This is a genomic window from Actinomadura sp. 6N118, from assembly GCF_044326415.1.
GTDB lineage: Bacteria > Actinomycetota > Actinomycetes > Streptosporangiales > Streptosporangiaceae > Spirillospora.
Genome location: NZ_JBIRAZ010000029.1, coordinates 21,007 through 45,670, shown reverse-complemented (window position 1 = coordinate 45,670; position 24,664 = coordinate 21,007). Strand labels below are relative to the sequence as shown.

Annotated in this window: 26 protein-coding genes and 2 pseudogenes; 19 read left to right on the top strand and 9 right to left on the bottom strand. The window is 68.6% G+C overall.

What is annotated here, in order from left to right; all coding sequences use genetic code 11:
* Positions 1 to 171: 171 nt before the first annotated feature.
* The 3 genes and pseudogenes from ACH34W_RS47735 to ACH34W_RS47725 form a co-directional block, all read left to right on the top strand.
* Positions 172 to 804 (top strand): annotated as a pseudogene (locus tag ACH34W_RS47735) (IS30 family transposase); the annotation flags it as partial.
* 55 nt (positions 805 to 859) lie between these two features.
* Positions 860 to 1,246 (top strand): IS30 family transposase, encoded by a 387-nt coding sequence (locus tag ACH34W_RS47730; protein WP_395967899.1) that lies wholly within the window; start codon positions 860 to 862, stop codon positions 1,244 to 1,246.
* 271 nt (positions 1,247 to 1,517) lie between these two features.
* Positions 1,518 to 2,504: a helix-turn-helix domain-containing protein gene (locus tag ACH34W_RS47725; protein ID WP_395967898.1), complete on the top strand. Its 987-nt coding sequence runs from the start codon at positions 1,518 to 1,520 to the stop codon at positions 2,502 to 2,504.
* 458 nt (positions 2,505 to 2,962) lie between these two features.
* On the opposite strand, the gene ACH34W_RS47720 is transcribed toward ACH34W_RS47725, so the two are convergent.
* Positions 2,963 to 3,529, bottom strand: a complete 567-nt coding sequence (locus tag ACH34W_RS47720) for a TetR/AcrR family transcriptional regulator (protein WP_395967897.1) — start codon at positions 3,527 to 3,529, stop codon at positions 2,963 to 2,965.
* On the opposite strand from ACH34W_RS47720, the gene ACH34W_RS47715 reads away from it, so the two are divergent.
* Entirely contained in the window at positions 3,438 to 3,863 is a 426-nt protein-coding gene (locus ACH34W_RS47715; protein WP_395967952.1) for a TetR family transcriptional regulator, read from the top strand. The genes ACH34W_RS47720 and ACH34W_RS47715 overlap by 92 nt on opposite strands.
* On the opposite strand, the gene ACH34W_RS47710 is transcribed toward ACH34W_RS47715, so the two are convergent.
* The 3 genes and pseudogenes from ACH34W_RS47710 to ACH34W_RS47700 all read right to left on the bottom strand — a co-directional run bounded on the left by ACH34W_RS47710 (position 3,771) and on the right by ACH34W_RS47700 (position 5,782).
* Positions 3,771 to 4,646, bottom strand: a complete 876-nt coding sequence (locus ACH34W_RS47710; protein WP_395967896.1) for an aldo/keto reductase family oxidoreductase — start codon at positions 4,644 to 4,646, stop codon at positions 3,771 to 3,773. The genes ACH34W_RS47715 and ACH34W_RS47710 overlap by 93 nt on opposite strands.
* Before the next feature lie 167 nt (positions 4,647 to 4,813).
* Positions 4,814 to 5,124, bottom strand: a pseudogene (locus tag ACH34W_RS47705) (IS110 family transposase); the annotation flags it as partial.
* A gap of 82 nt (positions 5,125 to 5,206) precedes the next feature.
* Positions 5,207 to 5,782 carry an SRPBCC family protein gene (locus tag ACH34W_RS47700; protein ID WP_395967895.1) on the bottom strand — a complete coding sequence of 192 codons (576 nt, stop codon included), beginning with the start codon at positions 5,780 to 5,782 and terminating at the stop codon, positions 5,207 to 5,209.
* An 89-nt stretch (positions 5,783 to 5,871) separates the two neighbouring features.
* On the opposite strand from ACH34W_RS47700, the gene ACH34W_RS47695 reads away from it, so the two are divergent.
* Positions 5,872 to 6,108: a hypothetical protein gene (locus tag ACH34W_RS47695; protein WP_395967894.1), complete on the top strand. Its 237-nt coding sequence runs from the start codon at positions 5,872 to 5,874 to the stop codon at positions 6,106 to 6,108.
* Between the two features lie 142 nt (positions 6,109 to 6,250).
* Here ACH34W_RS47695 and ACH34W_RS47690 read toward each other — a convergent pair whose 3' ends face one another.
* From ACH34W_RS47690 to ACH34W_RS47675, 4 genes are all read right to left on the bottom strand, one after another.
* On the bottom strand, positions 6,251 to 7,201 hold the full coding sequence (locus ACH34W_RS47690; protein WP_395967893.1) for an alpha/beta hydrolase: 951 nt from the start codon (positions 7,199 to 7,201) through the stop codon (positions 6,251 to 6,253).
* 32 nt (positions 7,202 to 7,233) lie between these two features.
* The gene (locus ACH34W_RS47685; protein ID WP_395967892.1) at positions 7,234 to 8,178 is read right to left on the bottom strand and encodes an NADP-dependent oxidoreductase; all 945 of its coding nucleotides are present in this window, start codon (positions 8,176 to 8,178) and stop codon (positions 7,234 to 7,236) included.
* Between the two features lie 98 nt (positions 8,179 to 8,276).
* Positions 8,277 to 8,852, bottom strand: coding sequence for an NAD(P)H-dependent oxidoreductase (locus ACH34W_RS47680; RefSeq protein ID WP_395967891.1), 576 nt, complete (start codon positions 8,850 to 8,852; stop codon positions 8,277 to 8,279).
* A 49-nt stretch (positions 8,853 to 8,901) separates the two neighbouring features.
* On the bottom strand, positions 8,902 to 9,363 hold the full coding sequence (locus tag ACH34W_RS47675; protein WP_395967890.1) for a cupin domain-containing protein: 462 nt from the start codon (positions 9,361 to 9,363) through the stop codon (positions 8,902 to 8,904).
* A 285-nt stretch (positions 9,364 to 9,648) separates the two neighbouring features.
* Here ACH34W_RS47675 and ACH34W_RS47670 point away from each other — a divergent pair, with 285 nt between their 5' ends.
* From ACH34W_RS47670 to ACH34W_RS47605, 14 genes are all read left to right on the top strand, one after another.
* Positions 9,649 to 10,152, top strand: coding sequence for a MarR family winged helix-turn-helix transcriptional regulator (locus ACH34W_RS47670; protein WP_395967889.1), 504 nt, complete (start codon positions 9,649 to 9,651; stop codon positions 10,150 to 10,152).
* Positions 10,153 to 10,853: 701 nt separating this feature from the next.
* Positions 10,854 to 11,354: a cupin domain-containing protein gene (locus ACH34W_RS47665; RefSeq protein WP_395967888.1), complete on the top strand. Its 501-nt coding sequence runs from the start codon at positions 10,854 to 10,856 to the stop codon at positions 11,352 to 11,354.
* A gap of 348 nt (positions 11,355 to 11,702) precedes the next feature.
* A complete protein-coding gene (locus ACH34W_RS47660; protein ID WP_395967887.1) occupies positions 11,703 to 13,811 on the top strand; it encodes a hypothetical protein in 2,109 nt (702 codons plus the stop codon).
* 34 nt (positions 13,812 to 13,845) lie between these two features.
* Positions 13,846 to 14,148 carry a hypothetical protein gene (locus ACH34W_RS47655; RefSeq protein WP_395967886.1) on the top strand — a complete coding sequence of 101 codons (303 nt, stop codon included), beginning with the start codon at positions 13,846 to 13,848 and terminating at the stop codon, positions 14,146 to 14,148.
* Positions 14,149 to 14,546: 398 nt separating this feature from the next.
* Positions 14,547 to 15,122, top strand: coding sequence for a hypothetical protein (locus ACH34W_RS47650; protein WP_395967885.1), 576 nt, complete (start codon positions 14,547 to 14,549; stop codon positions 15,120 to 15,122).
* A gap of 151 nt (positions 15,123 to 15,273) precedes the next feature.
* Positions 15,274 to 15,615, top strand: coding sequence for a pilin (locus ACH34W_RS47645; RefSeq protein ID WP_395967884.1), 342 nt, complete (start codon positions 15,274 to 15,276; stop codon positions 15,613 to 15,615).
* A gap of 427 nt (positions 15,616 to 16,042) precedes the next feature.
* Positions 16,043 to 17,500: a hypothetical protein gene (locus tag ACH34W_RS47640; RefSeq protein WP_395967883.1), complete on the top strand. Its 1,458-nt coding sequence runs from the start codon at positions 16,043 to 16,045 to the stop codon at positions 17,498 to 17,500.
* A 6-nt stretch (positions 17,501 to 17,506) separates the two neighbouring features.
* Positions 17,507 to 18,499 (top strand): PrgI family protein, encoded by a 993-nt coding sequence (locus ACH34W_RS47635; protein ID WP_395967882.1) that lies wholly within the window; start codon positions 17,507 to 17,509, stop codon positions 18,497 to 18,499.
* Positions 18,496 to 20,331, top strand: coding sequence for a VirB4 family type IV secretion system protein (locus ACH34W_RS47630; protein ID WP_395967881.1), 1,836 nt, complete (start codon positions 18,496 to 18,498; stop codon positions 20,329 to 20,331). The genes ACH34W_RS47635 and ACH34W_RS47630 overlap by 4 nt, the downstream gene beginning before the upstream one ends.
* Positions 20,328 to 20,948 carry a hypothetical protein gene (locus ACH34W_RS47625; protein WP_395967880.1) on the top strand — a complete coding sequence of 207 codons (621 nt, stop codon included), beginning with the start codon at positions 20,328 to 20,330 and terminating at the stop codon, positions 20,946 to 20,948. The genes ACH34W_RS47630 and ACH34W_RS47625 overlap by 4 nt, the downstream gene beginning before the upstream one ends.
* Positions 20,949 to 21,001: 53 nt before the next feature.
* On the top strand, positions 21,002 to 21,439 hold the full coding sequence (locus tag ACH34W_RS47620) for a hypothetical protein (RefSeq protein WP_395967879.1): 438 nt from the start codon (positions 21,002 to 21,004) through the stop codon (positions 21,437 to 21,439).
* Positions 21,436 to 22,440 (top strand): replication-relaxation family protein, encoded by a 1,005-nt coding sequence (locus tag ACH34W_RS47615; RefSeq protein ID WP_395967878.1) that lies wholly within the window; start codon positions 21,436 to 21,438, stop codon positions 22,438 to 22,440. The genes ACH34W_RS47620 and ACH34W_RS47615 overlap by 4 nt, the downstream gene beginning before the upstream one ends.
* Complete coding sequence (locus ACH34W_RS47610) at positions 22,437 to 23,021, top strand: hypothetical protein (RefSeq protein ID WP_395967877.1); 585 nt, start codon at positions 22,437 to 22,439, stop codon at positions 23,019 to 23,021. Before ACH34W_RS47615 ends, ACH34W_RS47610 begins: the two co-directional genes overlap by 4 nt.
* Positions 23,018 to 24,004, top strand: a complete 987-nt coding sequence (locus ACH34W_RS47605) for an NlpC/P60 family protein (RefSeq protein ID WP_395967876.1) — start codon at positions 23,018 to 23,020, stop codon at positions 24,002 to 24,004. The genes ACH34W_RS47610 and ACH34W_RS47605 overlap by 4 nt, the downstream gene beginning before the upstream one ends.
* Before the next feature lie 178 nt (positions 24,005 to 24,182).
* Here ACH34W_RS47605 and ACH34W_RS47600 read toward each other — a convergent pair whose 3' ends face one another.
* Positions 24,183 to 24,527, bottom strand: a complete 345-nt coding sequence (locus ACH34W_RS47600; RefSeq protein ID WP_395967875.1) for a hypothetical protein — start codon at positions 24,525 to 24,527, stop codon at positions 24,183 to 24,185.
* Positions 24,528 to 24,664: the final 137 nt, after the last annotated feature.

Here is a 24,664-nt window from a genome sequence, read left to right as displayed (position 1 = left end):
GCCTTGGGGATCGTTCCGAAGCTTGGGCTCAAGGGATCAATGCATCACCATTAATGATCTTGATCATTTGTGGAGGTGTGGGTGCGGGACTATGGATTTTCCGCTGCTCGGCAGGAGGAGCTGTGGAGACGATGGCGGAGTGGTGAGTCTCTAGGCTGCGTTGCTCGCGGGATGGGTGCCCAACTGCAGCACGTACGGCGGTTCCTGCTGCAGACCGGCGGTCTCAAGGCGGTCCCGCGGTCTCGGTCGATCCGTCATCTGACGCCATCAGAGCGGGAGGAGATATCGCGGGGCATCGCTTCAGGGTTGTCGTCGCGAGCAATCGCCAAGAGCCTTGGCCGGTCGTCCTCGACGGTCTCTCGCGAGATAGCCCGCAATGGTGGCAGAGAGGCCTACCGGGCCGGCCTGGCCGACGCCTCGGCCGAGCGGCGTGCCCGACGCCCCAAACCGGCCAAGCTGGCACAGCGACCCGACCTGCGCTTGCTGGTGGAGGACATGCTTGAGCAACGCTGGTCACCACAGCAGATCAGCGGCAGATTGCGCCTGATCTTCCCTGGCGACCCCGCCATGTGGATCTCGCACGAGACCATCTATCTGTCGCTGTTTGACCCGCGCCGCCGCGCGATCAACCGGCAGCTGTCCAGGAAACTGCGAACTGGCCGGTTGATGCGACACCCCCGCAAGGCTCGCCAGCCCTCCGGCCGGGGCCGCATCAAAGACATGGTGCCGATCAGCCAACGCCCGACCGAGGTCGAAGACCGTCTGACCGCTGGACATTGGGAAGGAGACCTGGTCATGGGCACTCGACCCTCCGCCATAGCAACGCTGGTGGAACGCACCAGCCGCTACGTCCAAACTCGTGGCCCTGCCCGACGGGATCAAGTCCCACCAGGTCCGCCCCCACCTGACTCATGCAGCACTGAGCGTTCCCGCGCACCTGCGCCGCTCCCTGACCTGGGATCGCGGCCGCGAGATGGCCGAGCACGCCCTGTTCACCACCGACACCGCCATGCCCGTCTATTTCTGCAACCGCCGCAGCCCATGGCAGCGAGGAACCAACGAAAACACCAACGGGCTGCTGCGCCAGTATCTGGCCAAGAACCGTGACCTGCGCGAACTGTCCCAGAGCGACCTAGACGCCATCGCCACCGAGCTCAACAATCGGCCCCGCAGAGTCCACGACTTCAGATCATCGACCGAGGTTTACGCTGACCTTTGCGGACAAGTCGATGCATTGATCGTTTGAGACCGCCACGCGCCGTTCCACATGGACGCGACGGAGACAGCTGACACCTTCCGCCTGACCGCCACCGACCTCGACTCCGCCGTCCGCAACGAGGCTGAACTCCCACCGCCACACCGGCAGGCCGACGGCATGGCCGCCGACACCGTGAACGTTCGCGGTCACGGCATTAGGAACTCGGCACGGCAGGCACTTGAACCGCAGCGGCGTCGGGACAGAACATGTACGTCACAAGAAGGCGTCGGAACATCGGACACGAGGTGGATCACCGGAGATGAACAGCACTGGATCGGTGACCGACCTGGCGCCCGGGGCGTTCGCCGTGGATTCCAAGGTCCCGGGTGCGGCACCGCGAGGATTCGATGCCTTCCGTCGTGAATGGCAGACGCAGATCGGCGATGTCTTCCCCCTGCCGGCCTTCAGCCCGGCCACGATCGCCGACTTCCGGCTCAGGGGATCCGTCGCCCGGGTGCGCGATGTGGTGATCGCTGATCTCCACATGGCGTCGGCCACCCGGATCGCGGACCCCGCGGGCGGCGATCGGGACCTGGTGGAGATCCACGTATTGCGGCGCGGCGCATGGACGTTGGGCGGCCTGCCCGATCGCGACGAGCACACCGTATCGACCGGGCAGTTCCTTTTCCGGCACTTCGGGCGACAGATGCCCTTCGAGACGGCGCCGCACACCACGGCGCAGTTCCTTTTCCTGCCCTCCGCGACGCTCAGATCCCTGCTCGGGAACCGGACTGTCATCGGGCCGGCGGACTCGGCCGAGATGCGCCTGCTGACGGCCCACACGAACATGATCCAGCAGACGGCCACCGACCTCGGCCCGGCCGGTGTGCACGCCGCCCACAGCACCCTGATCGAACTGGCCAAGGCCGTGGCGGTGCGCCGCTTCGACGACGTGGAACCACAGCTGGCTCCCGCACTCACCCGGGCCGCGAAGGACCTCGCCAACAGCCATCTCGCCCATCCCGAGCTGTCCCCGACGATGCTGGCACGCGAGCTCAACGTCTCCGTACGCACCCTGCAGCGGGCATTCGCCACGGTAGGAGAGTCGGTGACCGCCTACATCCGCCACCGGCGGCTGGAAGAAGCCCGGCTCGCCCTCACATCGCCATCCGGCCGGTGGAGCATCTCGGGACTCGCCGCCCACTGGCACTTCGTCGACAGCAGCCACTTCATCCGCGCCTTCAAGAAACACTACGGCCAAACGCCCACCGAATATGCCCGCTCGACCGGATCGGCCGCACGCTGAACGGACCTGAAGCAGGGCCTGACGCATGAACTGACCGATGACGCCGGGAAGTTGACCGTACTGTATTTACCAATGTCACCACCCCGCAGAACACCATGAGTTAAGACTTGCCCAGCAACCTCAACCGCCGCAGCGTCAGGACAAGCTCGGCGGCGTCGGCCTGGACTGTTCAACCAGGATGATGGCGTCCCACTCCCAGACCGGCTCGCTGCACTATCTGGAGGCCGTGAATCCAGACATTCCGTGAAAACCTGCCGCCCAGGTATTGATCAGAAACTTATGGGGTTCTCGTTCAGGGCGTAGCGGAGGTGTGTGCCGCGCCGTAGGCGAATCTGCGTCCCGTCGACCTCGGGGCCGTGACCCGAATCGTCGAGGAGGCTTGGGCGGGGTCGGCGCCGACCGCTGAGACCCTGGACGGCGTGGTGGGTCGCCCGCGTTGAGCGGGAGGTGGACCGCGTTCAGGGCAGCGGGGTGAGTGCGTCCTCCAGCGCCGCCCGCGCGCCGCGCAGGGCGAGACGGAGCTGGTCCGGTGTACGGCGGATCTGGGCCAGCAGGAGGCCGCCCTGGATTGCGGCCATGGTGAGGTCGGCCAGCTCCGTCACGTCCGCGTCCGGGCGTAGCTCGCCCGACTCCTGCATCCGGCGCAGGCCCGCGATGAGGGGTGCTTCCCAGCGTGCGAAGGCGTCCACGAACGCTTGTCGGGTGAGGTCGTCCCGGCCGCTGAGCTGGCTGGCCAACGAGCCGATCGCGCAGCCGCCCACCGCGTCCTGCCGCGTCCCGTTGGCCACGATCGCGTCGAACCAGCGGTCGATGCCAGCCAGTGAGTCGACTGCCAGGAGCAGCGGTTCCTGTGCGGCCAGCACCGTGTCCACCGTGGAATGAACCACGGAGCGGATGAGATCGTCCCGGTCGTCGAAGTAGTGGTAGAGCTGGCTGCGGCCGACCCCTGCGGCGCGTTCGACATCGTCCAGCGCCGCGATCGTCGCAGCCGCACGGGCCGCCTTCTCCGAGCTGGGCTTCGGCAAGACGACCATCCGAGAGGTCGCACGCCGGGCGGGGGTGACGCACGGCCTGGTGATACGGCATTTCGGGTCCAAGGAGCAGTTGTTCCTTGCCGCGGTGCCCAGTCCCCGCACGCTAATGGCACAGGTGGCCGGCGATCCCAAGTCGTTGCCGACGCGCAGCGCCCGGTCATACGTCCGACGCATGACCTTCAGCGGCGGCAACGACTCCTTGTGGCTTGTGGGCCGTTCAGCTACGGGGCATTCAGCGGCCGATGTCGTCCAGCTCGGTCAAGTCCTCATGCGAGAGGGAGAGTCCCGCGCCAGCGATGTTCTCGCGCAGGTGCGCTGTCGATGACGTGCCGGGGATGAGCAGGATGTTCGGTGATCGCTGCAGCAGCCAGGCCAGTGCGACGGACATCGGTGTCGCCTTCAATCGAGCGGCGACCGCCGAGAGCGCCGAGGACTGGAGCGGGGTAAAACCCCCGAGGGGGAAGAAGGGCACGTACGCGACGCCTTCGGTGGCGAGCCGGTCGATGAGCTTGTCGTCGTGGCGGTGGGCGAGGTTGTACATGTTCTGCACGCACACGATCGGCGCGATGCTCTGTGCCTCGGTGACCTGCTCCTCGGTGGCGTTGCTGACCCCGAGGTGGCGGATCAAGCCCTGCTGCTGGAGTTCCACGAGCGTCTCGAATGCCTCGGCGAGCGTGCCGGGCTGGGGACCTTCGGCGTTGCCGAGTCGGAGGTTGACCAGGTCGAGTACGTCGAGCCGGAGGGACTTGAGGTTGTCGTGGACCTGGCGGCGCAGATCTTCGGGTCGCCGGGCCGTGGGCCAGCCACCCTGTTCGTCGCGGGTCGCGCCCACCTTGGTCACGATGTGCAGCGACTCGGGATAGGGGTGCAGTGCCTCGCGGATCAACTCGTTGGTGACGCGCGGCCCGTAGGCGTCGCTGGTGTCGATGTGGGTGATACCGAGGTCGACCGCCGCTTCGCGCAGAACGGCCAGGGCGCCCTCGCGATCGGTGGGCGGCCCCATGACCCACGGGCCGGCCAGTTGCATGGCGCCGTAGCCGAACCGGGTGACGGTCAGGTCACCCAGAGTCCAGGTGCCGCCGGGAAGAGAGAGGGAGGGTGCGCTCATGCTGTTGCCTTTCGTCATGCACGTGGGGGGTGCCCCTATGTGGTTCGTCAAGGAAATCGGGCTGCATCAGAGACGTGAGCCCAGGCAGCATGGCGGTGTGTCTGATCTGCCGTGGGACGACGTCCAGTACTTCTTCGACCTGGATGAGATGGGGACGCTGCCGGACGTGCGCGTTTCTTGTCGTAGTAGGCCCGTGATGCCGGGTCGGCCAGGGAGGCGAACGCGGAGAGGAAGAAGGCCCGCTTCAGCTGTTTGTCGCCGCGGCGGGAGGGCTGTTCACCGCGGATCGAAGAGCCCGAACTCCTGGTCGCAGGGCCAGACCTGCGTAGGAGGCCAGGTGGGCGGCGGTCGGGAAGGTGCCGCCGTCGCCGGCGTCGATGAGGATGCGGGCTACGGTCCTGACCCCGATTCCGGGCATCGAGATCAGGACCTTCGAAAGAGGGTGGCTCTCCAGTAGTTCCTCGATCCTCGTGGCGAAGAGTTTGCGCTCGTCAAGTATGGAAAGCGGCGGCTTCAGGCCACGACTACACCCTGGATTGTGAAGGGCTCGATAACTACGCCTACGAGCGGTTTTCTTCCGATTCGATCACTTGCAGGCACCTCGCGAGGGCGGCCACCATATATCGGCGCCAGAGGGGAGTGAATGGACCGGCGAGAATCCAGCGACGACCCGGAAGAGGCTTGAATTCGTAGGTCCACCGAATGAGGGTGCCATCGCCGTCGGGATTGAAGTTCCATTCACCTCGAACGCCTGCCGCGAGTCGGGAGAGGATGTTCGTGAATTCCGTCAGCTGATACGCAAAACTAGAGCCTTCCGTGTACTCGATCAACTGTTCGTCGGCCTGTGACCCGTCGTCGAACTGCGGATTCCTGGTGGGACCGACGTGATCCCATGCTTCGGTCTGGTTTGCCACACCTTTGACACCGGGAAAGGGTGCCACCCGGTGGAAAACGCTCGACAGGTCGATGGGAACGATCAATCGGAACGCGTTGGCGGGCGCCACCGAAGTTCGCCGCTGGACTGTGATCGGAACAGTGTTGTCGGTTGAGCCGATAAGGAGGGGTATCGCCTGGACCACTGCGGCCCCCTGAGGCTCGGTCGATTTCTTCCCCGCGATCGGTTTCTTGTCGGACATCGATGTTCTCCTGTCTTGGTGATGTGAATCCACTGTGAAGCATTAACGAACATGAAATGCTTCGAATGGGAAGCAAGCAGATTCGTGATGTGAGTGACCCGACCACCGGCCTGAACATCGAGTGCCTGCTTCACCTCCTGACGGCGATCAGCAGCCTGGCGCAGTACGGGGTGGACGAGCACCTGCGTGCCAGCGCCGAGGCGCTTCAGGGGCGACGTCGAGGTAGGGACCGCCCGGCATTCCGGCGGGCCCTTTCCTCGCTGAACCAGGGACCGTTCGACGAACGGTTCAAGTTCCGTATTGCGCGCCTTGTCGCCGCCACCTGAAACGGAGGCGTCTCCTCATCACCCCTATGTAGGCGTGCGGTGGTGCAGCAGCGATCGTTTTTACTGAGAGTCGTTGAGGAAGTGCTGCGATATGTGGCTGGCGACGTGGGTGGGTAAGTGACAGCAAGCCGCTGGTCACGGCTCAGATCGACTTGAGCACCCGGACCCGATCGGCGATGGCACGTCGCGCGACGTCGGCGCCGAAGGCGATGGAGTCGAACTCGTGCGGGGCGCCGGGGTGAAGGTGGAACTCCACCGGCACGCCGGCGCGACTGAGCTTGGTCGCGTAGGCGGTGTCCTCGTCGCGGAACACGTCGAGTTGGCCGACCTCGATGTAGGCCGGCGGCAGGCCGGTCGCATCCTCGAGACGGGCGGGAGCTGCCGTGGGCGGGACATCGGGGCCGCCGGCGGCCCCACCGAGCAGTGCCGGCCATGCGGTGAGGCTGTCGTCGTAGGACCACAGAAGGTAAGGCTCGATGTGCGGGTCGGGCGTGGTGGTGCGGTCGTCGAGCATCGGCATGAGCAGGATCTGCCGGGCTATCTGCGGGCCGCCGCGCTCGCGGGCGAGGATCGTCAGGGCCGCTGCCATGCCGCCTCCGGCGCTGTCGCCCATCACGCCGATGCGGTTGGCGTCGACGTCCAGCTCGGCGGCGTGTTCGTGCAACCAGCGCAGTGCGGCGTAGGCGTCTTCGAGCGGTGTCGGGAAGGGGTGCTCGGGGGCGCGGCGGTACTCGACCGACAGCATCGGCACGCCGCTGGAGGACACGTAGCGGGAGACCGGGCCGTCGAACAGGTCGATGTGGCCGAAGATGTATCCGCCGCCGTGGAAGAACAGCACGGCCGGGCCGGGCTTGGCGCGGTCCTTGACGTACCAGCGCATTTTAATCTGTGTGCCGTCGTCTGCGGTCGCGTAGTGCTCGTGGGTCGTCACGTCGGCCGGGATCGGCTGCGCGGCTCCCGCGGCGCCGATGATCGGTTCCCACATGGCACGGCGGCCCGCGATGTCGCCCACAGCCGGCGGCTTGGCCTCGGCCATCGCGCCGGCCATCGGGGCCAGCGCCTCGGCGATCTCGGGATCCAGGGACAGTGTCATGGTCGTTTCCTTTCGAGGCTGGTCGGTCGGTGTCAGGCGGCGGGCGCGACGATGACGACCTTGCCGTGCAGCTCGCCCGTGGCGGCCTGGGCGTGGACTGCCGGCAGCTCCGCCAGCGGCACTCGCTGCGCGACGTCGACGCGCAGCTCGCCGGAGTCGATCAGCGCCACCAGCCGCGACAGCTGGTCGGCGTCGCTGCGGACGAACAGGTCGATGCCGCGCACGCTGCGCTGTTCGTCGCTGGGTGCGGGCATCCACACCGTGGTGTTCACCAGCGCTCCACCGGGACGGATCAGGGCGGGCAGCGCGGCCAGCTGCGACGGGTCGATCGGCGCGAGGTTGAGCACGACGTCGACCGGCTCGGTCACGGCCTCGGTCACCTCGGTGGCGGTGTGATCGATGATCTCGTCGGCGCCCGCCGTCTTGACCTGCTGGCTGCTGCGCGGGCCGGCGGTGGCTATCACGTACGCGCCGGCGTTCTTGGCCAGCTGCACGGCGTAGCCGCCGACCGCTCCGCCCGCGCCGTTGATCAGCACGCGCTGACCCGCCGTCAGCTTGGCGTGGTCGAACAGCGCCTGGTACGCGGTCAGGCCCACCAGCGGCAGCGCTGCGGCGTCGGCCAGCGGGACGCTCTTCGGCGCCGCCGCGAGGATCTCGGCCGGGGCGATGACGTACTGCGCCGCGGCGCCGGGCTTGTCCATCGGCAGGAAGCCGACAACCTGGTCGCCGACCGCGATGCCGTCGACGCCCTCACCCAGCGCGTCGACCGTGCCGGCGACGTCGAGGCCGGGAGTGTGCGGCAGCACCACCGGGATGGGGCCTTGCATGAAGCCGCCGCGGATGTTGCCGTCGACGGAGTTGAACGACGTCGCGGCGACGCGGATCCGGACCTCACCGGCCCCGGGGACGGGCTGCTCCACGTCCTCGTAGCTCAGGACGTCGGGGTCGCCGTACTCGTGGAAACGTACTGCCTTCATTTCGGTTCTCGCCTTCACTGCGATCGATGCTGCTTCGAATTCGAAGCAACTGTCGATGACGGTACCTCTGCTTCGAATTCGAAGCAAGCGTTTGTCGGTCACTGCCGGTGCGAGCTCATCGCCACGGCGAGTTCGGCGGCGGCCTGGTCGATGCACGCGCGCAGCCGCGCCGCGTCGCTGCGCGCCGTGGCCTGCCAGTCGGCGGGGTCGGCGACGACGATCGTGGGCACGGGTTCGGCGTGCACGTCGGTCAGGCGTCCGCGCATCACCTGCGTGAGGTCGGGCGGCTGCCAGCGGGAGCCGCTGTTGAGCGCCAGCAGCACCGGCATGCCGGAGAGGATTCCGTCCCCGAGGACGGCGAAGAACGCGTCGAATACCTCGCTCGGGGATGCGGCGAGCACCGGGGTCGCCACCACGAGCCCGTCGGCCGCCACGACCGCCGCGATCGCCTCCCGCAGGTCGAGGCTGGCGCGGCGCCGGGCAAAGTGCTGAGCGAGGTCGGGCGCCAGCCGGTGCAGCTCCAGCACCTCCACCTCGGCGCGCGCACCTCCGGCCGCCAGTGACCGGCACACAGCCTCCGCCACCCAGTCCGCGAGCCGGCGAGTCGGACGCGGATAGCCGGCACCGGCGCTCACCACAGCCAAGGACACCGGACTCCACGCGGCGGTGCTCATCTCGGCATCGTGTTCTCGGCTTCTTCCCCGCGGCCGGGCTGTGGTGCCGTCACCGGGGAGGGCCGAGGACGACGTTGCCGGACAGTTCCGCGGCTTCGGCAAGCAGCTGAGCGGGGATCTCGAAGCCCTCCGGGCGCGGCTCACGAAGGTCACGGCCCGCGTGGCGGAACATCTTCTCCAGCCCTCCGGGGGTCGAGATGAATAGCAGGTCCGCCTTCTCTGAAGTGATGCGGTAGCCGTGCGGAATGCGCCGGGGCAGGATGCCGCCCTCCCGCAACTCGTGCTCCTCCTCGCCGGCCCACACCAGCACCGAACCGGACAGCAGCAGGAAGACCACATCCTCGTTGTTGTGCACGTGGAACGGCGGCGCCTCGCCCTCGCTGACGTCGAAGCCGCCGACGGTCAGCTGCCCACCGGTCGCCTCGGCGTCGAGCAGGACGCTGAAGACACTCCCGCCGATCCACTCGAGCTGCTGCTGGTCCTCACGTTGCGCGAGAAAGGGGATACTCATGGCCGGTCCTCGGGATCCGTGGGCGGCGGCGCCGTCCTCTCTTCCGCAACCCTGCACCGCACCGCTGCCCGATCTCCACCTTCTGCGGTGCTCACTCGGGCCCAACACTGCCCACACCGGGCGCTCACGAGGCCACCACATCGGACCGGTGAGACCCTCGCCTCCGCCCCGTCCCCCCGCCCAGGATGTCACCGGAACTCACGGAAAGTGCAGTTCCCACTCCGCCGAGGTGGCTGAAACGGCGGCACTCCACACTCTTCGAATTCGAAGCAGTAGACTCCGGACATGCCTGATTCACTGCCGTCGCTCGACCGTGTGCAACTCGGCGCCTACTTCGACCTCGTCGAGGTGACCAGCCTGCTCCGGCATGCGGTCGAGCAGCAGCTGCGCGAGACCGGTGATCTCAGCTATGTGCAGTTCCAGCTGCTGGCCCGCCTCGGAGACTCGCCGACGGGCAGCCACCGCATGACCGACCTCGCCGACGGCGTCGTCTACAGCCGCAGCGGCCTCACGTACCAGGTAGGTCTACTCGAAAAGGAGGGCCTGGTCGTCCGCGCTCCCTCGCTGGACGACGAGCGGAGCATCACCGTCACCATCACCGATGCCGGGCGTGAGCTGCTTGCGAAGGTGCTGCCGGGGCATGTCGAGGTGGTCAGCGGCCTGTTGTTCGAGCCGCTTTCGCGCGACGACGTCAAGGCTCTCGCGAGCCTGCTGGCGCCGGTACGCGACCATATGCGCTCGACACCGCCCCGCTCGGCCACGCCTCGCCGCCGCAAAGGCGGAGCATAAGGACTCGACAGGCGTCGGAGCCCCGCAGGCCGCAGCGGAACAGGACGCGGCGAGACGCCGGGCTGGCCGCGGCAGTCGCCGGTCAACCGGGACGGGGGAAGCCGAGGCGTCAGGTTGGTCGGCGGGCGAACTGGGCGGGTGTTTCTTGAATGCGCGGATGAAGTGGCTGCTGTCGGTGAAGTGCCAGCGCGCGGCGGCTTCGGAGACAGCCAAGGGCGAAGAGCCCAGAGCTCGTTGGCAGCGGTGTGCTGCGGGGTCACCCAGCGCATCGTTTCCTGGAAGCCGTCGATCGTGGAAGCGCTGAATTCCGGCAGGGGGTACAGGTCCCCCAAGCGGTGTTCCATGTGTCGATGAACGGCTCCCCCGTCCCCCGGCCGGTGCCGGTGGAGTCGGCGTCGACGGTGAACGTGCCCATCCTGTCGCCCGGGCCGAGGAAACGGGCCCTGCTGCTCATGTGTCCTCCGCGCCGACGAAGATGTCGCCGCAATCCCATCCGGTGTCGCACACGTACACGCTTACTACGCATAGCCGTTCCTACTCTTGGCTGCACTCCAACCGTCAACAACCAACCGCCCGCGGGTGCACCCAACTGAACCATGGGCCTTGCACGCCGACACCGCGGGCGCTCTGCCCAGCGGCAAGGTCGTCGTCGCGCCAGGCGACCGACTCCCACTTGACCGACATCTGAGGAGACGACCGCGATGATCCCCGACGACGATCTGTCCCGCTCGCTGACCGTCGCGAACCCCGACGACCCCGGCACGACGTACATCTCTCTGGTGGGCAACACGTACGCCATGCTGGTCACCGGCGAGCAGACTAACGGCCAATACTGCCTGATCGACATGCGCATCCCCGACGGCGGCGGCCCACCGCCGCATCGGCACGACTTCGAGGAGATGTTCACGATCCTCGAAGGCGAGATCGAGTTCACCTTCCGCGGCGAGATGCACACCGTAGGGGCCGGGTCCACGATCAACATCCCGGCCAACGCGCCGCACAACTTCCGCAACGCCTCGGGTGCGCCGGCCCGCATGCTGTGCATGTGCACCCCCGCCGGCCAGGACGAGTACTTCCTGCGCATCGGCGATGTCGTTGCGGGTAAGGACGCACCGCCGCCGCAGCTGTCGGAGGACGAGCTCGCGGAACGCCGCCGTCGCGCGGCCGAGCTGGCCTTGACCTATCGAAGCGAGTTCCTGTAGCCCGCAGGGGCCGACAAGCCCGGCCGTCGGCCGAAGCTCACCGAGCCTGGGCCACCTTCGACAGCTCGACCTCATCCAGGACTCGGCCAGGCCCGGTCCCGCTCCGGTCACGGATGTAACCGGGCTGAGCGGTGTGACCATGATGAGCAGCCCGGCGGCGCAACTGCGGACACGCCGACAGCCCTGGCGAGGTGTGATCGCGCCAGTGACGCCGGGCCGCGCCGAGTTCTGGGGTCGCCATGCCCCTGAGCGTGCCAAGAGAGGCGATTGCCTCTCCTGGTACTGGACTGGCTATCTCCACGAAAATGGTTCTCCTTGACCATCCGTCTCCTGTCCGACCGTGGAGGCATGACGGAAACCAGAGAGGGGCTTGGATTGGGAGCGGTGGGCCTGGCGGGCCGGCTGGCGCAGGCTCGAGCCGGTGCGCTGGTGGGCAGGGAGCCGGAGCGGGCGGTGCTCGACCGGATGCTGTCGGGCGCGGCGGACGCTCCGCTCGTGGCGTACATGCACGGTCCCGGCGGCATTGGCAAGTCCTCGCTGGTGCGCTACGCCGCCCGGCAGGCCGAACTCACCGGCCGCCGCGTGGTGCACGTGGACGGACGGTTCCTCGACGCTGATCCGCGCCGGCTCGAGGAGACTGCGGCCCCGGCGTGTGCCGAACCCGGTGCGGTGCTGCTCATCGACACCTTCGAGCAGTGTCAGCCACTCGAGGCATGGCTGCGCGAGACCTTTCTGCTGCGGCTCGCCGACCACGCGATCGTGGTGGTAGCCAGCAGGGTCGCCCCCGACGCCGAATGGTCGCTGGACCCTGGATGGGCGCAGTTGTTCACCGCACTGGCCGTGCGGCCGCTCGACGCCGCTCAGTCCCACGCCCTGCTCGCTGCCCGGGGTGTCCCCGCAGAGCAGCGCGGCGCCTTCGTCGCCTTCGCCGGAGGCAGCCCGCTCGCTCTCTCGCTGGCCGCCTCCGTCCCGGCCGCACCCGGCGCACCGTGGGAGCCGACCGGCGACGTCCTGAGGACCCTCGTCGAGCGGCAGGTGGGCGACCTGCCCAGCGCCGTCCACCGGCGCGCCCTCGAGGTGGTCGCGCAGGCCTACGTCACCCGCGAGCCCCTGCTGCGCGCAGTGCTGGGTGACGAGGAAACAGACAAGGTGTTCTCCTGGCTGCGCCAGCTGCCCTACATCGAGGCCACACCCGAAGGGCTGCACCCGCACGACGCGGTGCGGGCGACCCTTGAGGCTGACCTGCGCTGGCGGGACCCCGAGCGCTACGACGACGTCCGCGCCCGCATATCGCTCGCGGGCCTGCAGGCCGTGCGCGGCGCCGCCGAGGAGGACGTGCTGCTGCGGGTCGCGGAGTGGATGTTCCTCTTCCGCAACCAGGGCAGACCGGATGATCTGTACAACTACCGAACGCACCCGCACATCGAAGACACTCCGCTCCGGGCCGAAGACGTGCCCGGCGTGCTGCGCATGGCCGAGGAAGCGGAGGGCCCGGCATCAGCGGCAGCGGTCGCGCACTGGGTGCGCCGCCAACCGGAGGCCTTCCGCGTCCATCGCTATGCGGGCTCCTCCGCACCCGCGTCATTCATGGCCATTCTGCGGCTGGACGCACCACTGCCCGAGGACCGCGCTGAGGACCCGGTAATCGCGGCAGTCTGGGACCTTGTGGAGGCGGCCGCTCCCCTGGGACCGGGCGAGCACCTGGGCATCCGCCGCTTCGCGGTACAACCCGGCGGGCACCAGAGGCCCTCACCCCTGATGGAGCTGACCAGCCGGCGCACCATCGGCGAGGAGATGAGGACCCACAAACGAGCGGTGACCTTCACCGTCTTCGAAGACGCCGACCGGTGGGGGCACTACCTCGCCGAGGCCGGGATGCCGGAGGTCGCGGCCGTGGACGTCGGCGGCCTGCGACAGCACGTCTTCGGCCGGGACTGGCGACGGCAAACAGTGGAACAGTGGGTGCAACACCGGGCTCGCACCGCGGTCACGCCCGTAGCAACATGGTCCGCGACTGCCGCCGCGAGTGACCCGGGCGACCAGTTGCCGCGCGCCGCGTTCGCGGAAGGCGTGCTCGAGGCGCTGCGCACCTGGCACACCCCCCGCGAATTCGCCACCAGCGTCCTGCTGCACTCCCATCTCGTGCCGCCGGGCTCACCCGACCCGGCCGCGGACCTGCGCGGCGCCATCATCACCGCCCTCGACGCGCTGCAGATCGACCCCGCGGGCGTCAAGGCGCACGAGGCTCTCACCGCCACCTACATCACGGTCTCCCGCACCCACAAGGCCGCCGCCCGGCGACTCGGGGTTCCCTACGGCACCTACCGTCGCCACCTCGCCCTGGCCAAGGAACGCCTCATCGAACAACTGCTGCGAAACCAACCACGACAATCACCCCGACCCCGCCACACTCGCGAAAGCTCCGCCACACCAGCCTGTGTGGGGTCTGTCCAGTGAACTTTGCATTCTCCAACGTGGCCAGTGTGATCAGATGACAGAATTCAACCTCCTGGGTGACAACACGGAATGGCAGAAGGACTCCGAGCGGCGGCTACACGCCTCGTACACGGCGGCCGGGCCAGGTGCGACCGCGGCGGAGCACATGCTCGAGGACGTACGCGCCAGCATCAGCGACTGGACCGTCGCCGAGATCACGGACGCCGGGACCCGAGTGGGATACGTCGGCGTGGTCGACCAACAGGCCAGGCGGCTGGTCGTTCACCGCGGATTCGACCGGGCCTGGCCAGACCGGTTCTACCCCCCGACGACGCCGGGACTCCGTTCTAACAGGTGAACCCGACCGATTCCCCATCGCCGTCTCTGTGCGCCCGACAGCATGGCGACCAGATTGACCGGACGTCCTCGACGGAGCGCCACGTGTATCTCCTGCCGTAACCGGGTCGAGTGCTACCTCCCGGGCTCGTCTCGCTGCACAGCGAGCCCGAATCGGCTCTGCCCGCCCCGAGAGCCCCTGCCGGCCTCCGGCGACGAGATCAGCCTGCGATCCCCCTATCCGTCCTCCGGCCGCTACGACACGGCAGTAGACAACCTTCTGGCCAATGCGTGTCAGCGTTCTGTGGGACCTCACGGGCTCCCAACACCCTGTGCGCGGCGTTGGGCTGTGGGCTGGGTGTGAGGCGGCTCGGGCTTCCTTAAGACATGACTTTGGTTCATGTCGAAGGCGAAGGTGTCATGTCCGAGCACAGCGCCAAGCACCGGGCCGACTCGTCCCAGGCCGCGGGGTTCTCTTCGTTCGAGGTCGTTGCGAGCGTCTTCTCCCTCCTGACCAGTGAGCCTGCTCCGCTTGCGCTTGCGGGTGCGGATCTGGAACTGCCCGGGGAGCACTTGCGGCTGGATGAGCTGCAGGTATGGCTCGCGGGTCCGCAGGTTTCGTGTGCCAGTCGGGACGCGGTGTGGCGGGCGTTGGCCGGGCGAGCTCGTTCGATGGGTCCGGCGTGGGTGGTAGGTGCGGCGGGAGTCGCGCTGCCCAGCCTGCGCCAGATCGCCGCGCGGCTAGTGAACGGCTGCACGGGCGACCGAGTAGAGGTGGAGGCGGCGGTGCTGTCTGGCTTCGTGGGAGCACTGCGACATATGAGCCTGGAGCAGCGACACATTGAGCAAGGGCTGCTGTGGACGGCGCATCGAGCCGGTGCCTGGCGGCTGTGCGGGGCGGCATCGTCGGGGCGAGCAGGGCCTGGTGGCCGGATTGGGGCTCGTTTCCGGGCGGTCCTGCCTGATCAGGTGACGCTGGCACGAATCTTCGGCTAGCGACATGCGGGCCGGGTCCGCAGGGTCGGTTATCCCGCTCCGCCGCCTGCGGGGTCCTTCCTTCTCACTCCCTCGGGGAGGGCCCTGGCCCTGCGGACTCCCTCAAAGAGCAAAGACCTCTCACCGGCGCCTATTTGGAGGAGGTACGGGCATGCAGCGCATGGTCGAGCGGCTGGTCGCGATCGCGGTGATCGTCGCTGAATGGGCCATGACGGCGTCCACACCGACTGCAGCGCATGCCCGAGGTAATGCGGCGCCACCGCCTGATGTGAACACGGTGTTGGCCAATCTCACCAATGTGATCGTCGGGTTGTTGAGCGCGCTGGCGACGTTGTTCTTGACGATCGGCGGTGTGATGTGGCTGACGGCCGGCGGCAATCCCGAGCAGCTCACCAAGGCCAAGAACGCGCTGAAGAACGCCGCGATCGGTTACGGCATCGCCGTCCTCGCTCCTGTCCTGTTGGCGCTGCTGAAAAAGGTCGTGGGGCAATGACCACCGCCTTGCGCCGCAGCGCAGTTCGCCACACTGAGGCTCAGCAGACGGGCATGCTCCGGACGCGCCGTTCTCCGAACGCCTTGGTCATTGTCGTAGCACTAGGGCTCGCGTTCCTTACGTGGACGCCCAACGCGGACGCCACACCGGACCCGCAGGCCGCGAGAACGGTCGCGACGCCGATGTCAAGCGCGGGCAGTGGGATGACGCTTGCGGTGGCCCCGTCGCCTGGCCCAAGTCGCAGTCCAACGCCTAGCCCCTCGAGCACGACGCCGACCGGAGTGTCGCGATCGTGGCCTGAGGTTCCACCGATTCCGTTGCCGCCGGTTCCGTCGGTGCCGATAGTGCCGCAGCTTCCTGGGAGCGGAGGGTCTGGTGACCCCGGCGGGGGTGGGTCGGGTCGCTGGTAGGGGCGTTTCTGAAGGGTGTGCTCGGCTCTGGAACCGGTGAGATCAATGGCGCTCTGGGGCGGTTGCCGCTGGCCACGCCGGAGTTGACCGAGCAGCCGCGGGTGCGTGATCTGTGGACGGCGTCGCTGGGGATCGCGGTGGGCTGCTACGTGCTGTTCATCCTGTTCGGCGGGCTGCTGGTGATGACGCATGAGTCGGTGCAGACACGGTACGCGGCACGGGAGATCGCGCCGCGGCTGGTAGTCGGGATCATCGCCGCGGTCGTGAGTTTGCCGGTGCTGGGTGGGGCGATCCGGTTGTGCAACGCGGTCACGTGGGCGTTGTTCGGGCAGGGCATCGAACCCGGACGGGCGCTGCGGGCGCTGGTGACGATGGTGGGCACGCCAGCCGCGGCGGGAGGCGGCTGGATTGTGCTGTTCCTGCAGCTGGCCGCGTTGGTGATGGTGGTCGTGGTGGTGGCCACGTTCATCATCCGGCTGATCGTCACCTTGTTGTTGATCGTGTCGGCGCCGCTCGCGTTGGCCTGCCACGCCTCCCCTCTCACCGAGGGTGCGGCTCAGCTGTGGTGGCGTGTGTTGGGTGCGGTCTTGGCGATCGAGGCGGGTGAGGGCCTGTCCTTGATTGTGGCGCTGCGGGTGCTGTCCAACTCCGACGGCCGGGAAGCGGCCGGTCTGGGGTTCGGTGGCCGGTTGGTGAACATCCTGGTGGTGCTCTGCCTGCTGTATGTGATGATCAAGATTCCGGTGTGGGCGTTCCGGATGGCCTTCCAAAGCCGCGGCCATCACACGCCGATGCTGGTCCGGCTGGCCATGTACGCCGCGGCCAGCCGCGGGTTGCGAGCCCTCACCTCTGGAACGGGCGGCGGGCGCGGTCCCGGAGCTGGTCCAGCAGCGTCACCGTCTAGGCCGCAGCCAGGACCAGCAGGAGGCGGAGGCACCAGTCGCCTCGGCCAGCTCGCAAAGGCTGGAGTGGCCGCCGCGGGAGCAGCCGCGACCGGCGGTGTCGGAGCGGCCGCCACCGGCGGTGTCGCCGGCGCGGGTGCGGCAGCAAGGTCAGGAGCGGCAGCGGGATCGAGTGCGGCTCGCGCCCAGGGGTTGCGGCGCGCGCTTTCGCACGGTCGGCTGCTCAGGACGCCGCGTACCGGAGGCCGTCCGCGCTGGTCTGCCGGCAGCGGTGAGCCGGGCAGCGCGAGCGAAGCGCACCTGGCCGCAGGTCGTGGAGGACTGCCGCGCTGGGCAGCTCCTGGACAGCGGTGGACGCCTCCGGATCCGGCTTGGCATCGCCACGTGCACCGAGGCCGCCTGGCGCCCGACAGTGACGCCACGCGCAATCAGTGGGGCCGCCCCAACCCGTGGACGCCGCCGTACGCCGGGCCGTGGGACCGGCCGCAGCCGCGCCGGTCCCAGGTCACAGCTGGGGTGTGGCCTGCACCCTCTCCGCCAGATCCGGTCCGTCCCTGGCTACCGCCGAGGTGAGAGCTGATGTCCCAGTCTGTTGTTCGCATTCCCGTCGATATCGAGCGTGAGGACAAGATCCTTGCTGGCCTGACCGCTCGGCAGGTGGTGATCCTGGCGGTGACGGGGGTGGTGGTGTGGCTGTGCTACACCACGATCGGCCGGTGGGTTCCGCTGCCGGTGTTCGCGGTGGTGGCGTTGGTGGTGTGCACGGCGGGTGGTGCGCTGGCGCTGAGTGGACGCGATGGCTTGACCGCCGACCGGTACCTGCTTGCCGCCTTGCGGTATGCCGTCAATCCGCGCCTGCGGGTGCTGGCACCCGAAGGACTTCCTTCGCCTCCGGCTTGGATCGCTGCGCAGGCAGGCGGCGGCAAGGCACCCGCACCGTTGGTGCTTCCGATTATTGCGGTGCACGACGACGGGCTGATCGAGCTGGGCGATCACCGGGTGGCGGTGATCGCCGAGGCGTCGACCGTCGGCTTTGCGTTCCGGTCCCCGGGTGAGCAGCGGGCGCTGGTGGGGGCGTTCGCGCGGTGGCTGAACTCCCTGACCGCGCCGGTGCAGATTCTGGTGTGCTCGCAGTGGGTGGATCTGGGTCCGTTCGCCGCCACGCTGGTCGAAGACGCGCCTGCCCTGCCGCATCCAGCGTTGGAACAGGCAGCCCGCGAGCACGCCGCCTTCCTGGCTGAGCTCAACGAGGAAACCGAGCTGCTGCGCCGCCAAGTCCTGTTGGTCTTTGTCGAGCCGCGGCGCAGTCAGGGCGGCGAAGCCTGGCGTAGTGCGAGCGAGCAGCTGTGGCGCCGGGTGGAGGCAGCGGCACAGACCCTGGCCGCTGCCGAGATCACGGTCACCGCGCTGGATGGCGGCCGGGCCGGCGCGGTCCTGGCTGCGGCCTCCAATCCCTTTGCATCCCTCCGGTTGCTGGAGGGCTGGTCGGCGCCGGGGCAAACCGTGACCGCACCCGACGCGGCAGATCAGACGACCGCAGCTGGTGACGACCTTGACGGGCAGCCGAGATGAAGCCGTGGATCAAGTTCCAGTGGGGTCCCGATGAGCCCGCGCGGCGCGGCAGTCTGGTGGGACCGGCCGGTTTGGAGATCACCCCACGGGGGCTGCGGCTGCCCGACGGGGTGTGTGCCACGTTCGCCGTCACCGGCTACCCGGCGCAGGTCACGCCGGGCTGGCTGGAGCCCCTGCTGTCCTATCCGGGGCAGCTTGAGGTCGCCTTGCATATCGAGCCGATGCCCGCCGCACTCGCGGCACAACGGCTGCGCAGGCAGCAGAGCCGCCTGGAATCAGATCGGCGGATCACCTTCGAGCATGGCCGCCTGCAGGACCCGCATGTCGAAGCGGCGGTTGAGGATGCGGCCGAGTTGGCAACCCGGTTGGCCCGCGCTGAGGGCCGGCTGTTTCGCGTCGGGCTGTATCTGACCGTGCACGCCCCCAACGACGCCGAACTACAGGCCGAAGCCGCACGGGTCCGGGCAGTGGCCGGCTCGCTGTTGCTGGAGGCGCAGCCGGCCACCTTCCGGCAGCTGCCAGGCTGGGTGAGCTGTCTGCCGTTGGGCACTGACCTGCTGCGGCTGCGGCGCAGTTTCGACACCGACGCGGTCGCGGCGTGCTTTCCGTTCGGGTCACCTGACTTGAGCGAGCCGTTGAGCGGGACCAGCGTGCTGTACGGGCTGAACCTGGCCTCTGCCAGTCCGGTGATCTGGGACCGGTTCGCCCAGGAGAACTACAACAGCGTGATCCTGGGCCGCTCGGGCGCGGGCAAGTCCTATCTGGCCAAGCTGGAGATCCTGCGGAGCCTGATCAACGGCGTCGAAGTCGCCGTGGTGGACCCCGAGGATGAGTACGCACGCCTCGCCGAGGCTGTGGGCGGCGCGTATGTGCAGCTGGGTGGCCCTGCCGTCCGGCTCAATCCGTTCGACCTGCCCGCCGGCGCGACCGATCAGCCCGATGCGCTGACGCGGCGGGCGTTGTTCCTGCACACGCTGGTCGGGGTGCTCGCCGGTCAGCCCTTGCCGCCGCGAGCGCGGGCGGCACTGGACCGCGGCATCGTCGACGCCTACCAGAACGCCGGCATCTGCGGTGACCCGCGGACCTGGCGGCGACCCGCCCCCATGCTCACCGACCTCGCCGCCGCCCTGACCGATGACGGTGACCCGGCCGGAGCCGAACTGGCCGCCCAGGTCGCCCCGTATGTCACCGGTACGCACCGCGGCATGTTCGAGGGCGCCACCACCACCCACCCCGACTCCCACCTGATCGTGTTCTCACTGCGCGATCTGCCCGACGAGCTGCGGCCCGCCGGGCATCTGCTGGCGCTGGACTGGATCTGGCGGCGCGTCACCAACCCCGCCGACCGGCGGCCGCGGCTGGTGGTCGCGGACGAGGCGTGGCTGCTGATGCAAACCCCAGAGGGCGCCCGGTGGCTGCACCGGCTCGCCAAGTCCGCCCGCAAACACTGGGTCGGGCTCACCTGCATCACCCAAGACGACCAAGACCTGCTCGGCAGCGAACTCGGCCGCGCGATCATCAACAACGCCGCCACCCAGATCCTGCTGCGGCAAGCCCCGCAAGCGATCGACCAGATCACCGAGGTCTTCCACCTGTCGGCCGGTGAGGCCGCCTTCCTCACCTGCGCCGCGACCGGCGAAGGGCTGCTGGCCGCAGGGCGGCAACGGGTTCCGTTCAAGGCGCTGGCCAGCGACCACGACCATCAGCTGATCACCACCGACCCTGCCGAGCGCCTGGTGTCCCAGCACAGCTCGACTCCTCGGGCGGGGTTCCCTGCGGGTCGCCACGACGAGACGGCCCCTGGACTGCGAGTCGTGCGAGGTGACTCATGACCTGGATCATCGGCGGGACCCTGGCGACGGTCGGGCTCATCGCCATCGCAGGATGGCTGGCAGCCAGATCGCGGCAACTCCTGAACCGAAGCCGAGCCTCCGCCTCCGCCCAGCCTGGGGATCAGGCCCGGCAGATCATGATCGTGCCGCCGCCGGAGACGCCGTTGTCCGGAGCGGTGACCTGGTGGACGCACCTGACCGGAATCGCGGCACCGACCAAGTCACACGTGAGCTTTGAATATCTGTGGACCGCCGCCGGCGCGCAGATCAGCGTGTGGGTACCGCCGTCACTCCCGCTGGAGTCAGTCGCCCAAGCCGCACAGGCCGCCTGGCCCGGCGCCGCAACGATCATCGGCCCACCAGGCGAGCTTTTGCCCGGCGCAGCCGAGGTCACAGGTGGGGTGCTGCGGCTGGCCGGGCCTGAGGTGTTGCCGTTGGAGTTCGACCATCCGGCCGACCCGCTGCGCGCGTTGTTCGCCGCCGCCGCCGCCCAGTGTGACGGTGAACGCGCGGTGGTCCAGATCCTGGCCCGCCCGGCCACCGCGTCCGCCTGGGCGAGCAACTACGCCGCGACGCCACCATCTACCTCGACGAGGCCTTCAACTACCTCGGGCTGATCCGCAGCCTGGAAGACCTGCTCGCCGAGGCCCGCGCCTTCCACCTCGGCCTGGTGCTGGCCCACCAGGACCTGGCCCAGATCCCCCGCGACCTGCGCGAAGCGCTGTCGACCAACGCCCGCAACAAAATCATCTTCGCCGTCTCACCCGAAGACGCCCGCGTCCACCAACGACATGTCCAGCCGAACCTGACCGCGCACGACCTGGCCCATCTCGACGCCTTCCAAGCCGCCGCGCAACTGGTCGTCGACAACGCCATCACCCCGGCTTTTACGCTGCGGACCCGCCCGCTCCCCCCGCCGATCCCCGGCCGCGCTCAAGCCATCCGTGAACGTCTCGCCTCACGCGCTGCCGCAACGACTCCAGCAGCCAGTGCGGCCAACCCTTCCGAGGTAGGTCCGGGCGTGTCGTTGTTCGGCGACCCGCGTACTCGCTCAACCGACGCCAACCAGGGCGTCCCCCCGACCTTCCGAAAGGAGCAATCGCCATGACCGACACCTCCTCCGCCACGCCCATCACCCCACAGCCGCCCCCACCCGCCGACGAGACGGCCGCCCCGCACAGCCCTCGGGAACTGGTCACCCATGTCGGCCGTGGCCTGGGCACACTCACCCCCCGGCCCCGCGTCTCCCGGCCCCTAATCCAGGAGCTGCGGCATGCTTTGACGGCGCGGGACTGGTGGGTGCTGGGTGCGCTGGCCGAGCATCGCGTGCTCACCACCGTGCAGATCGCCCGGCTCGCCTTCGACACCGACTCGGCCGCCCGGCACCGCATGCACACCCTGCACGGGCTGCGCGCCGTCGACCGCTTCCGGCCCCAGACACCGGTCGGCTCGGCTCCCTGGCACTACGTGCTGGACAAGGCCGGCGCCATCCTGCTTGCCGAGCGCCATGGCATCGCTCTGAGTGAGGTGCCCTACCGGGCCGACGACGCGATTCACCTGGCGTTCTCGCGGCAACTCGCGCACACCGTGGCGGTCAACGACTTCTTCACCACCCTCGCCGCCGCCGCACGCCACCTCCCCGGTGCCGAGCTGGAGCTGTGGTGGCCCGAACGCCGCTGCGCCCGCGCCTGGGGCAGCCTGGTCAAACCCGACGGCTATGGCGTCTGGCGGCACTACAGCACCCAGGTCGGCTTCTTCGCCGAAATCGACCTGGGCACCGAACCCCTGGACGCCCTCGTCCGCAAAGTCGCCGCCTACAGCCGCCTCGCCCACACCACCGGCATCAACACTCCCGTGCTGTTCTACTTGCCCGGCCCTCGCCGCGAATACGGCCTGCACCAGGTCCTCAACGACAACGCGCGGCAGGTCAACGGAGGCGGTGGTGCACGTGTGCTGGTCGCCACCGCCATCCACCGGTCCGGCACCGATCTGGCCGGGCCGATCTGGCTACCGGTCGGCAGCGACGGCACCCGGCTGCCGCTGGCGCAGCTGCCCACCGCCGCCAGCATCCTCACCACACCATGCGCCCAGGAATGGCCTCAGCCATGACCGTGGTCATCGGCCGGCGCCACCTCCTCGCCGGAGCCGCCCTCACCGGATCCGGCGTCCTGGTCAGCTACGCCGCCTGCACCTCCCTCAACAGCCCCGGACCGCCCGATCCCCGGCCCAGCCCCGCACAATTCGTCGACGTCCGGTCGCTGCTGCCGGTCACCGAGGCGGATCTGGCCGCCGGAGCCGACCTGGCCCGCCGGTTCATCGCCGCCTACGGCAGCTACCGCTACGACCAGACCCCCGACGACTACCTGTCGGCGTTGCACCCGATGGCCACAGACGAGCTGTACGCCCGCCTGGGACGCAGCGCCGAAGACCCGACCGTCCGTACGGCCCGGATCCGCGACCACATCGCAGTCACCGCCCACGCCCAGGTCAACGGCATCCGCGATCTCCAAGCCCACTCGATCATCTTCATCGTCACCGGCCACCAGCGCATCCAACGCGCCGGGCAGCAGAGCCAAGACACCGAAACCTTCGCCGTCACCCTCAGCCGCCCGCCCGGACGACAAGCCGGCTGGAAAGTCGCCAACCTCGCGACCGCCGACACCGGCCAGGAGGGAGATGACCAGCCATGAGCGCGGCCACCCTCGCCTGCGCAGCCGCCGCCCTGGTGGTCGCCGTCCCCTTCCTCGCGCTCTCCAGCCTGGCCGGCCCCACGACCGCTGGCTGCACCGAGCCCAAGCCGAGTAGCTCAGTTCACCAGGCTTCGGCCACCACCGACATCCCCAGCACCTACTTCGCCCTCTACCGCGCCGCCGGCAGGGCCTACGGGATCAGCTGGCAGATCCTGGCCGCGGTCGGCTACGTCGAGTCCCGCCACGGCCGCGGCACCGACCCCGGCATCCGCTCCGGCCGCAACCACGCCGGCGCGATGGGCCCAATGCAGTTCCTCGCCGACTCATGGCGCACCTTCGGCGTCGACGGCAACCACGACCGGCGCCGCATCGTCTACGACCCCGCCGACGCCATCCCCAGCGCCGCCAACTACCTCCGCCACCACGGCGCACCCACGAACATGAAGACCGCACTGTTCGCCTACAACCACTCCACCAGCTACGTCGCCCTCGTCCTGCAACAAGCCGCCCGATACGGCACCATCGCGCAACCCCCGGATCGCCGCTGCCCGCCAGCCACCTCGAACACCGACCCGAGCCCAGCAGCGACCACTTCCAGGACAGCTGCGAAGATCATCACGTTCGCGCGGGCTCAACTCGGCAAACCGTACGTGTGGGGCGCCGAAGGCCCCGACGCCTACGACTGCTCCGGCCTCACCCAACGCGCCTACCGCGCCGCCGGAATCACCCTGCCCCGCACCACCTTCGATCAATGGCGCACGGGAAAACGCGTCAGCAAGAGCCAGGAACAGCCCGGCGACCTGGTCTTCTTCAACTCCGGCCCAGGCAGCTCAGCCGACAACCCCGGCCACGTCGGCATCGTCATCGGCAACGCCCGCATGATCGCCGCACCCCGCCCCGGCACCGTCGTGCAAATCCAGCGATACCGCCAACGCCAAGACCTCGTCGGCTTCACACGCGCGCCTAGCCAGCCCAACAACTGACCAACATCTGGCTCTCGTTCGCACCAACAGAGCCGAGGAAAACCCATCAACGGATGCCGGATGGAATCGTTCCATCTCTGTCCAGATCCCGACCATGATCGGACCCCCGCTCGTCGGCTCGTCAGGCCGTGTGGCTGGCGGCGATCACTCGGGCGGCGGCCTCCACGATCGCCAAAACCTACTCATGGTCGAGGCGGGAAACCCGCACTTCGTCCATGTGATCGTTGCGTTTGGAGTCCCGGAGCTCGATCACCACATGCGGCGCTTCGCCGTGCCGCCGGTGAGTGCGGGCGTGTTCGAACTCAGCTTCCTGCCCGGAGCTGCCGTGCTCATCCCAGGTCAAGTCGCCCTCCAGCAGCTCCCGTGCCCGCTCCAGCGTGGCGAGCCGGCCCGCCAGCCGTGCGTCGCGATCCGCGCGCTCGGCGGCCAGGATCGCCGCGTCCGCTCTGGCCGCGGGCAGCAGCCGCCGCGTGATCTCGGCCGCCTGCCGCTTCGGCGTCTTGGCCACCGAGAAACCAATCACCGGCTCCTTGCAGCCATAGACGTACGGCAGATTCGCCCGACACCGTCATGGATGCCCCGCACCACCACCTGGACCGGCCCCACCTGCACACACAACTCGATACCGTCCGGGCCATGCAATTCCCGCCGGCCCGCGTT

Bases quoted from the DNA above. Each gene is read 5' to 3' on its own strand.
- ACH34W_RS47725 (WP_395967898.1), top strand. From the start codon at position 1,518: ATGAACAGCACTGGATCGGTGACCGACCTGGCGCCCGGGGCGTTCGCC.
- ACH34W_RS47710 (WP_395967896.1), bottom strand. From the start codon at position 4,646: ATGAGCGCACCCTCCCTCTCTCTTCCCGGCGGCACCTGGACTCTGGGT.
- ACH34W_RS47700 (WP_395967895.1), bottom strand. From the start codon at position 5,782: ATGTCCGACAAGAAACCGATCGCGGGGAAGAAATCGACCGAGCCTCAG.
- ACH34W_RS47690 (WP_395967893.1), bottom strand. From the start codon at position 7,201: ATGACACTGTCCCTGGATCCCGAGATCGCCGAGGCGCTGGCCCCGATG.
- ACH34W_RS47685 (WP_395967892.1), bottom strand. From the start codon at position 8,178: ATGAAGGCAGTACGTTTCCACGAGTACGGCGACCCCGACGTCCTGAGC.
- ACH34W_RS47680 (WP_395967891.1), bottom strand. From the start codon at position 8,852: ATGAGCACCGCCGCGTGGAGTCCGGTGTCCTTGGCTGTGGTGAGCGCC.
- ACH34W_RS47675 (WP_395967890.1), bottom strand. From the start codon at position 9,363: ATGAGTATCCCCTTTCTCGCGCAACGTGAGGACCAGCAGCAGCTCGAG.
- ACH34W_RS47670 (WP_395967889.1), top strand. From the start codon at position 9,649: ATGCCTGATTCACTGCCGTCGCTCGACCGTGTGCAACTCGGCGCCTAC.
- ACH34W_RS47665 (WP_395967888.1), top strand. From the start codon at position 10,854: ATGATCCCCGACGACGATCTGTCCCGCTCGCTGACCGTCGCGAACCCC.
- ACH34W_RS47660 (WP_395967887.1), top strand. From the start codon at position 11,703: ATGACGGAAACCAGAGAGGGGCTTGGATTGGGAGCGGTGGGCCTGGCG.
- ACH34W_RS47655 (WP_395967886.1), top strand. From the start codon at position 13,846: ATGACAGAATTCAACCTCCTGGGTGACAACACGGAATGGCAGAAGGAC.
- ACH34W_RS47650 (WP_395967885.1), top strand. From the start codon at position 14,547: ATGTCCGAGCACAGCGCCAAGCACCGGGCCGACTCGTCCCAGGCCGCG.
- ACH34W_RS47645 (WP_395967884.1), top strand. From the start codon at position 15,274: ATGCAGCGCATGGTCGAGCGGCTGGTCGCGATCGCGGTGATCGTCGCT.
- ACH34W_RS47635 (WP_395967882.1), top strand. From the start codon at position 17,507: ATGTCCCAGTCTGTTGTTCGCATTCCCGTCGATATCGAGCGTGAGGAC.
- ACH34W_RS47630 (WP_395967881.1), top strand. From the start codon at position 18,496: ATGAAGCCGTGGATCAAGTTCCAGTGGGGTCCCGATGAGCCCGCGCGG.
- ACH34W_RS47625 (WP_395967880.1), top strand. From the start codon at position 20,328: ATGACCTGGATCATCGGCGGGACCCTGGCGACGGTCGGGCTCATCGCC.
- ACH34W_RS47615 (WP_395967878.1), top strand. From the start codon at position 21,436: ATGACCGACACCTCCTCCGCCACGCCCATCACCCCACAGCCGCCCCCA.
- ACH34W_RS47610 (WP_395967877.1), top strand. From the start codon at position 22,437: ATGACCGTGGTCATCGGCCGGCGCCACCTCCTCGCCGGAGCCGCCCTC.
- ACH34W_RS47605 (WP_395967876.1), top strand. From the start codon at position 23,018: ATGAGCGCGGCCACCCTCGCCTGCGCAGCCGCCGCCCTGGTGGTCGCC.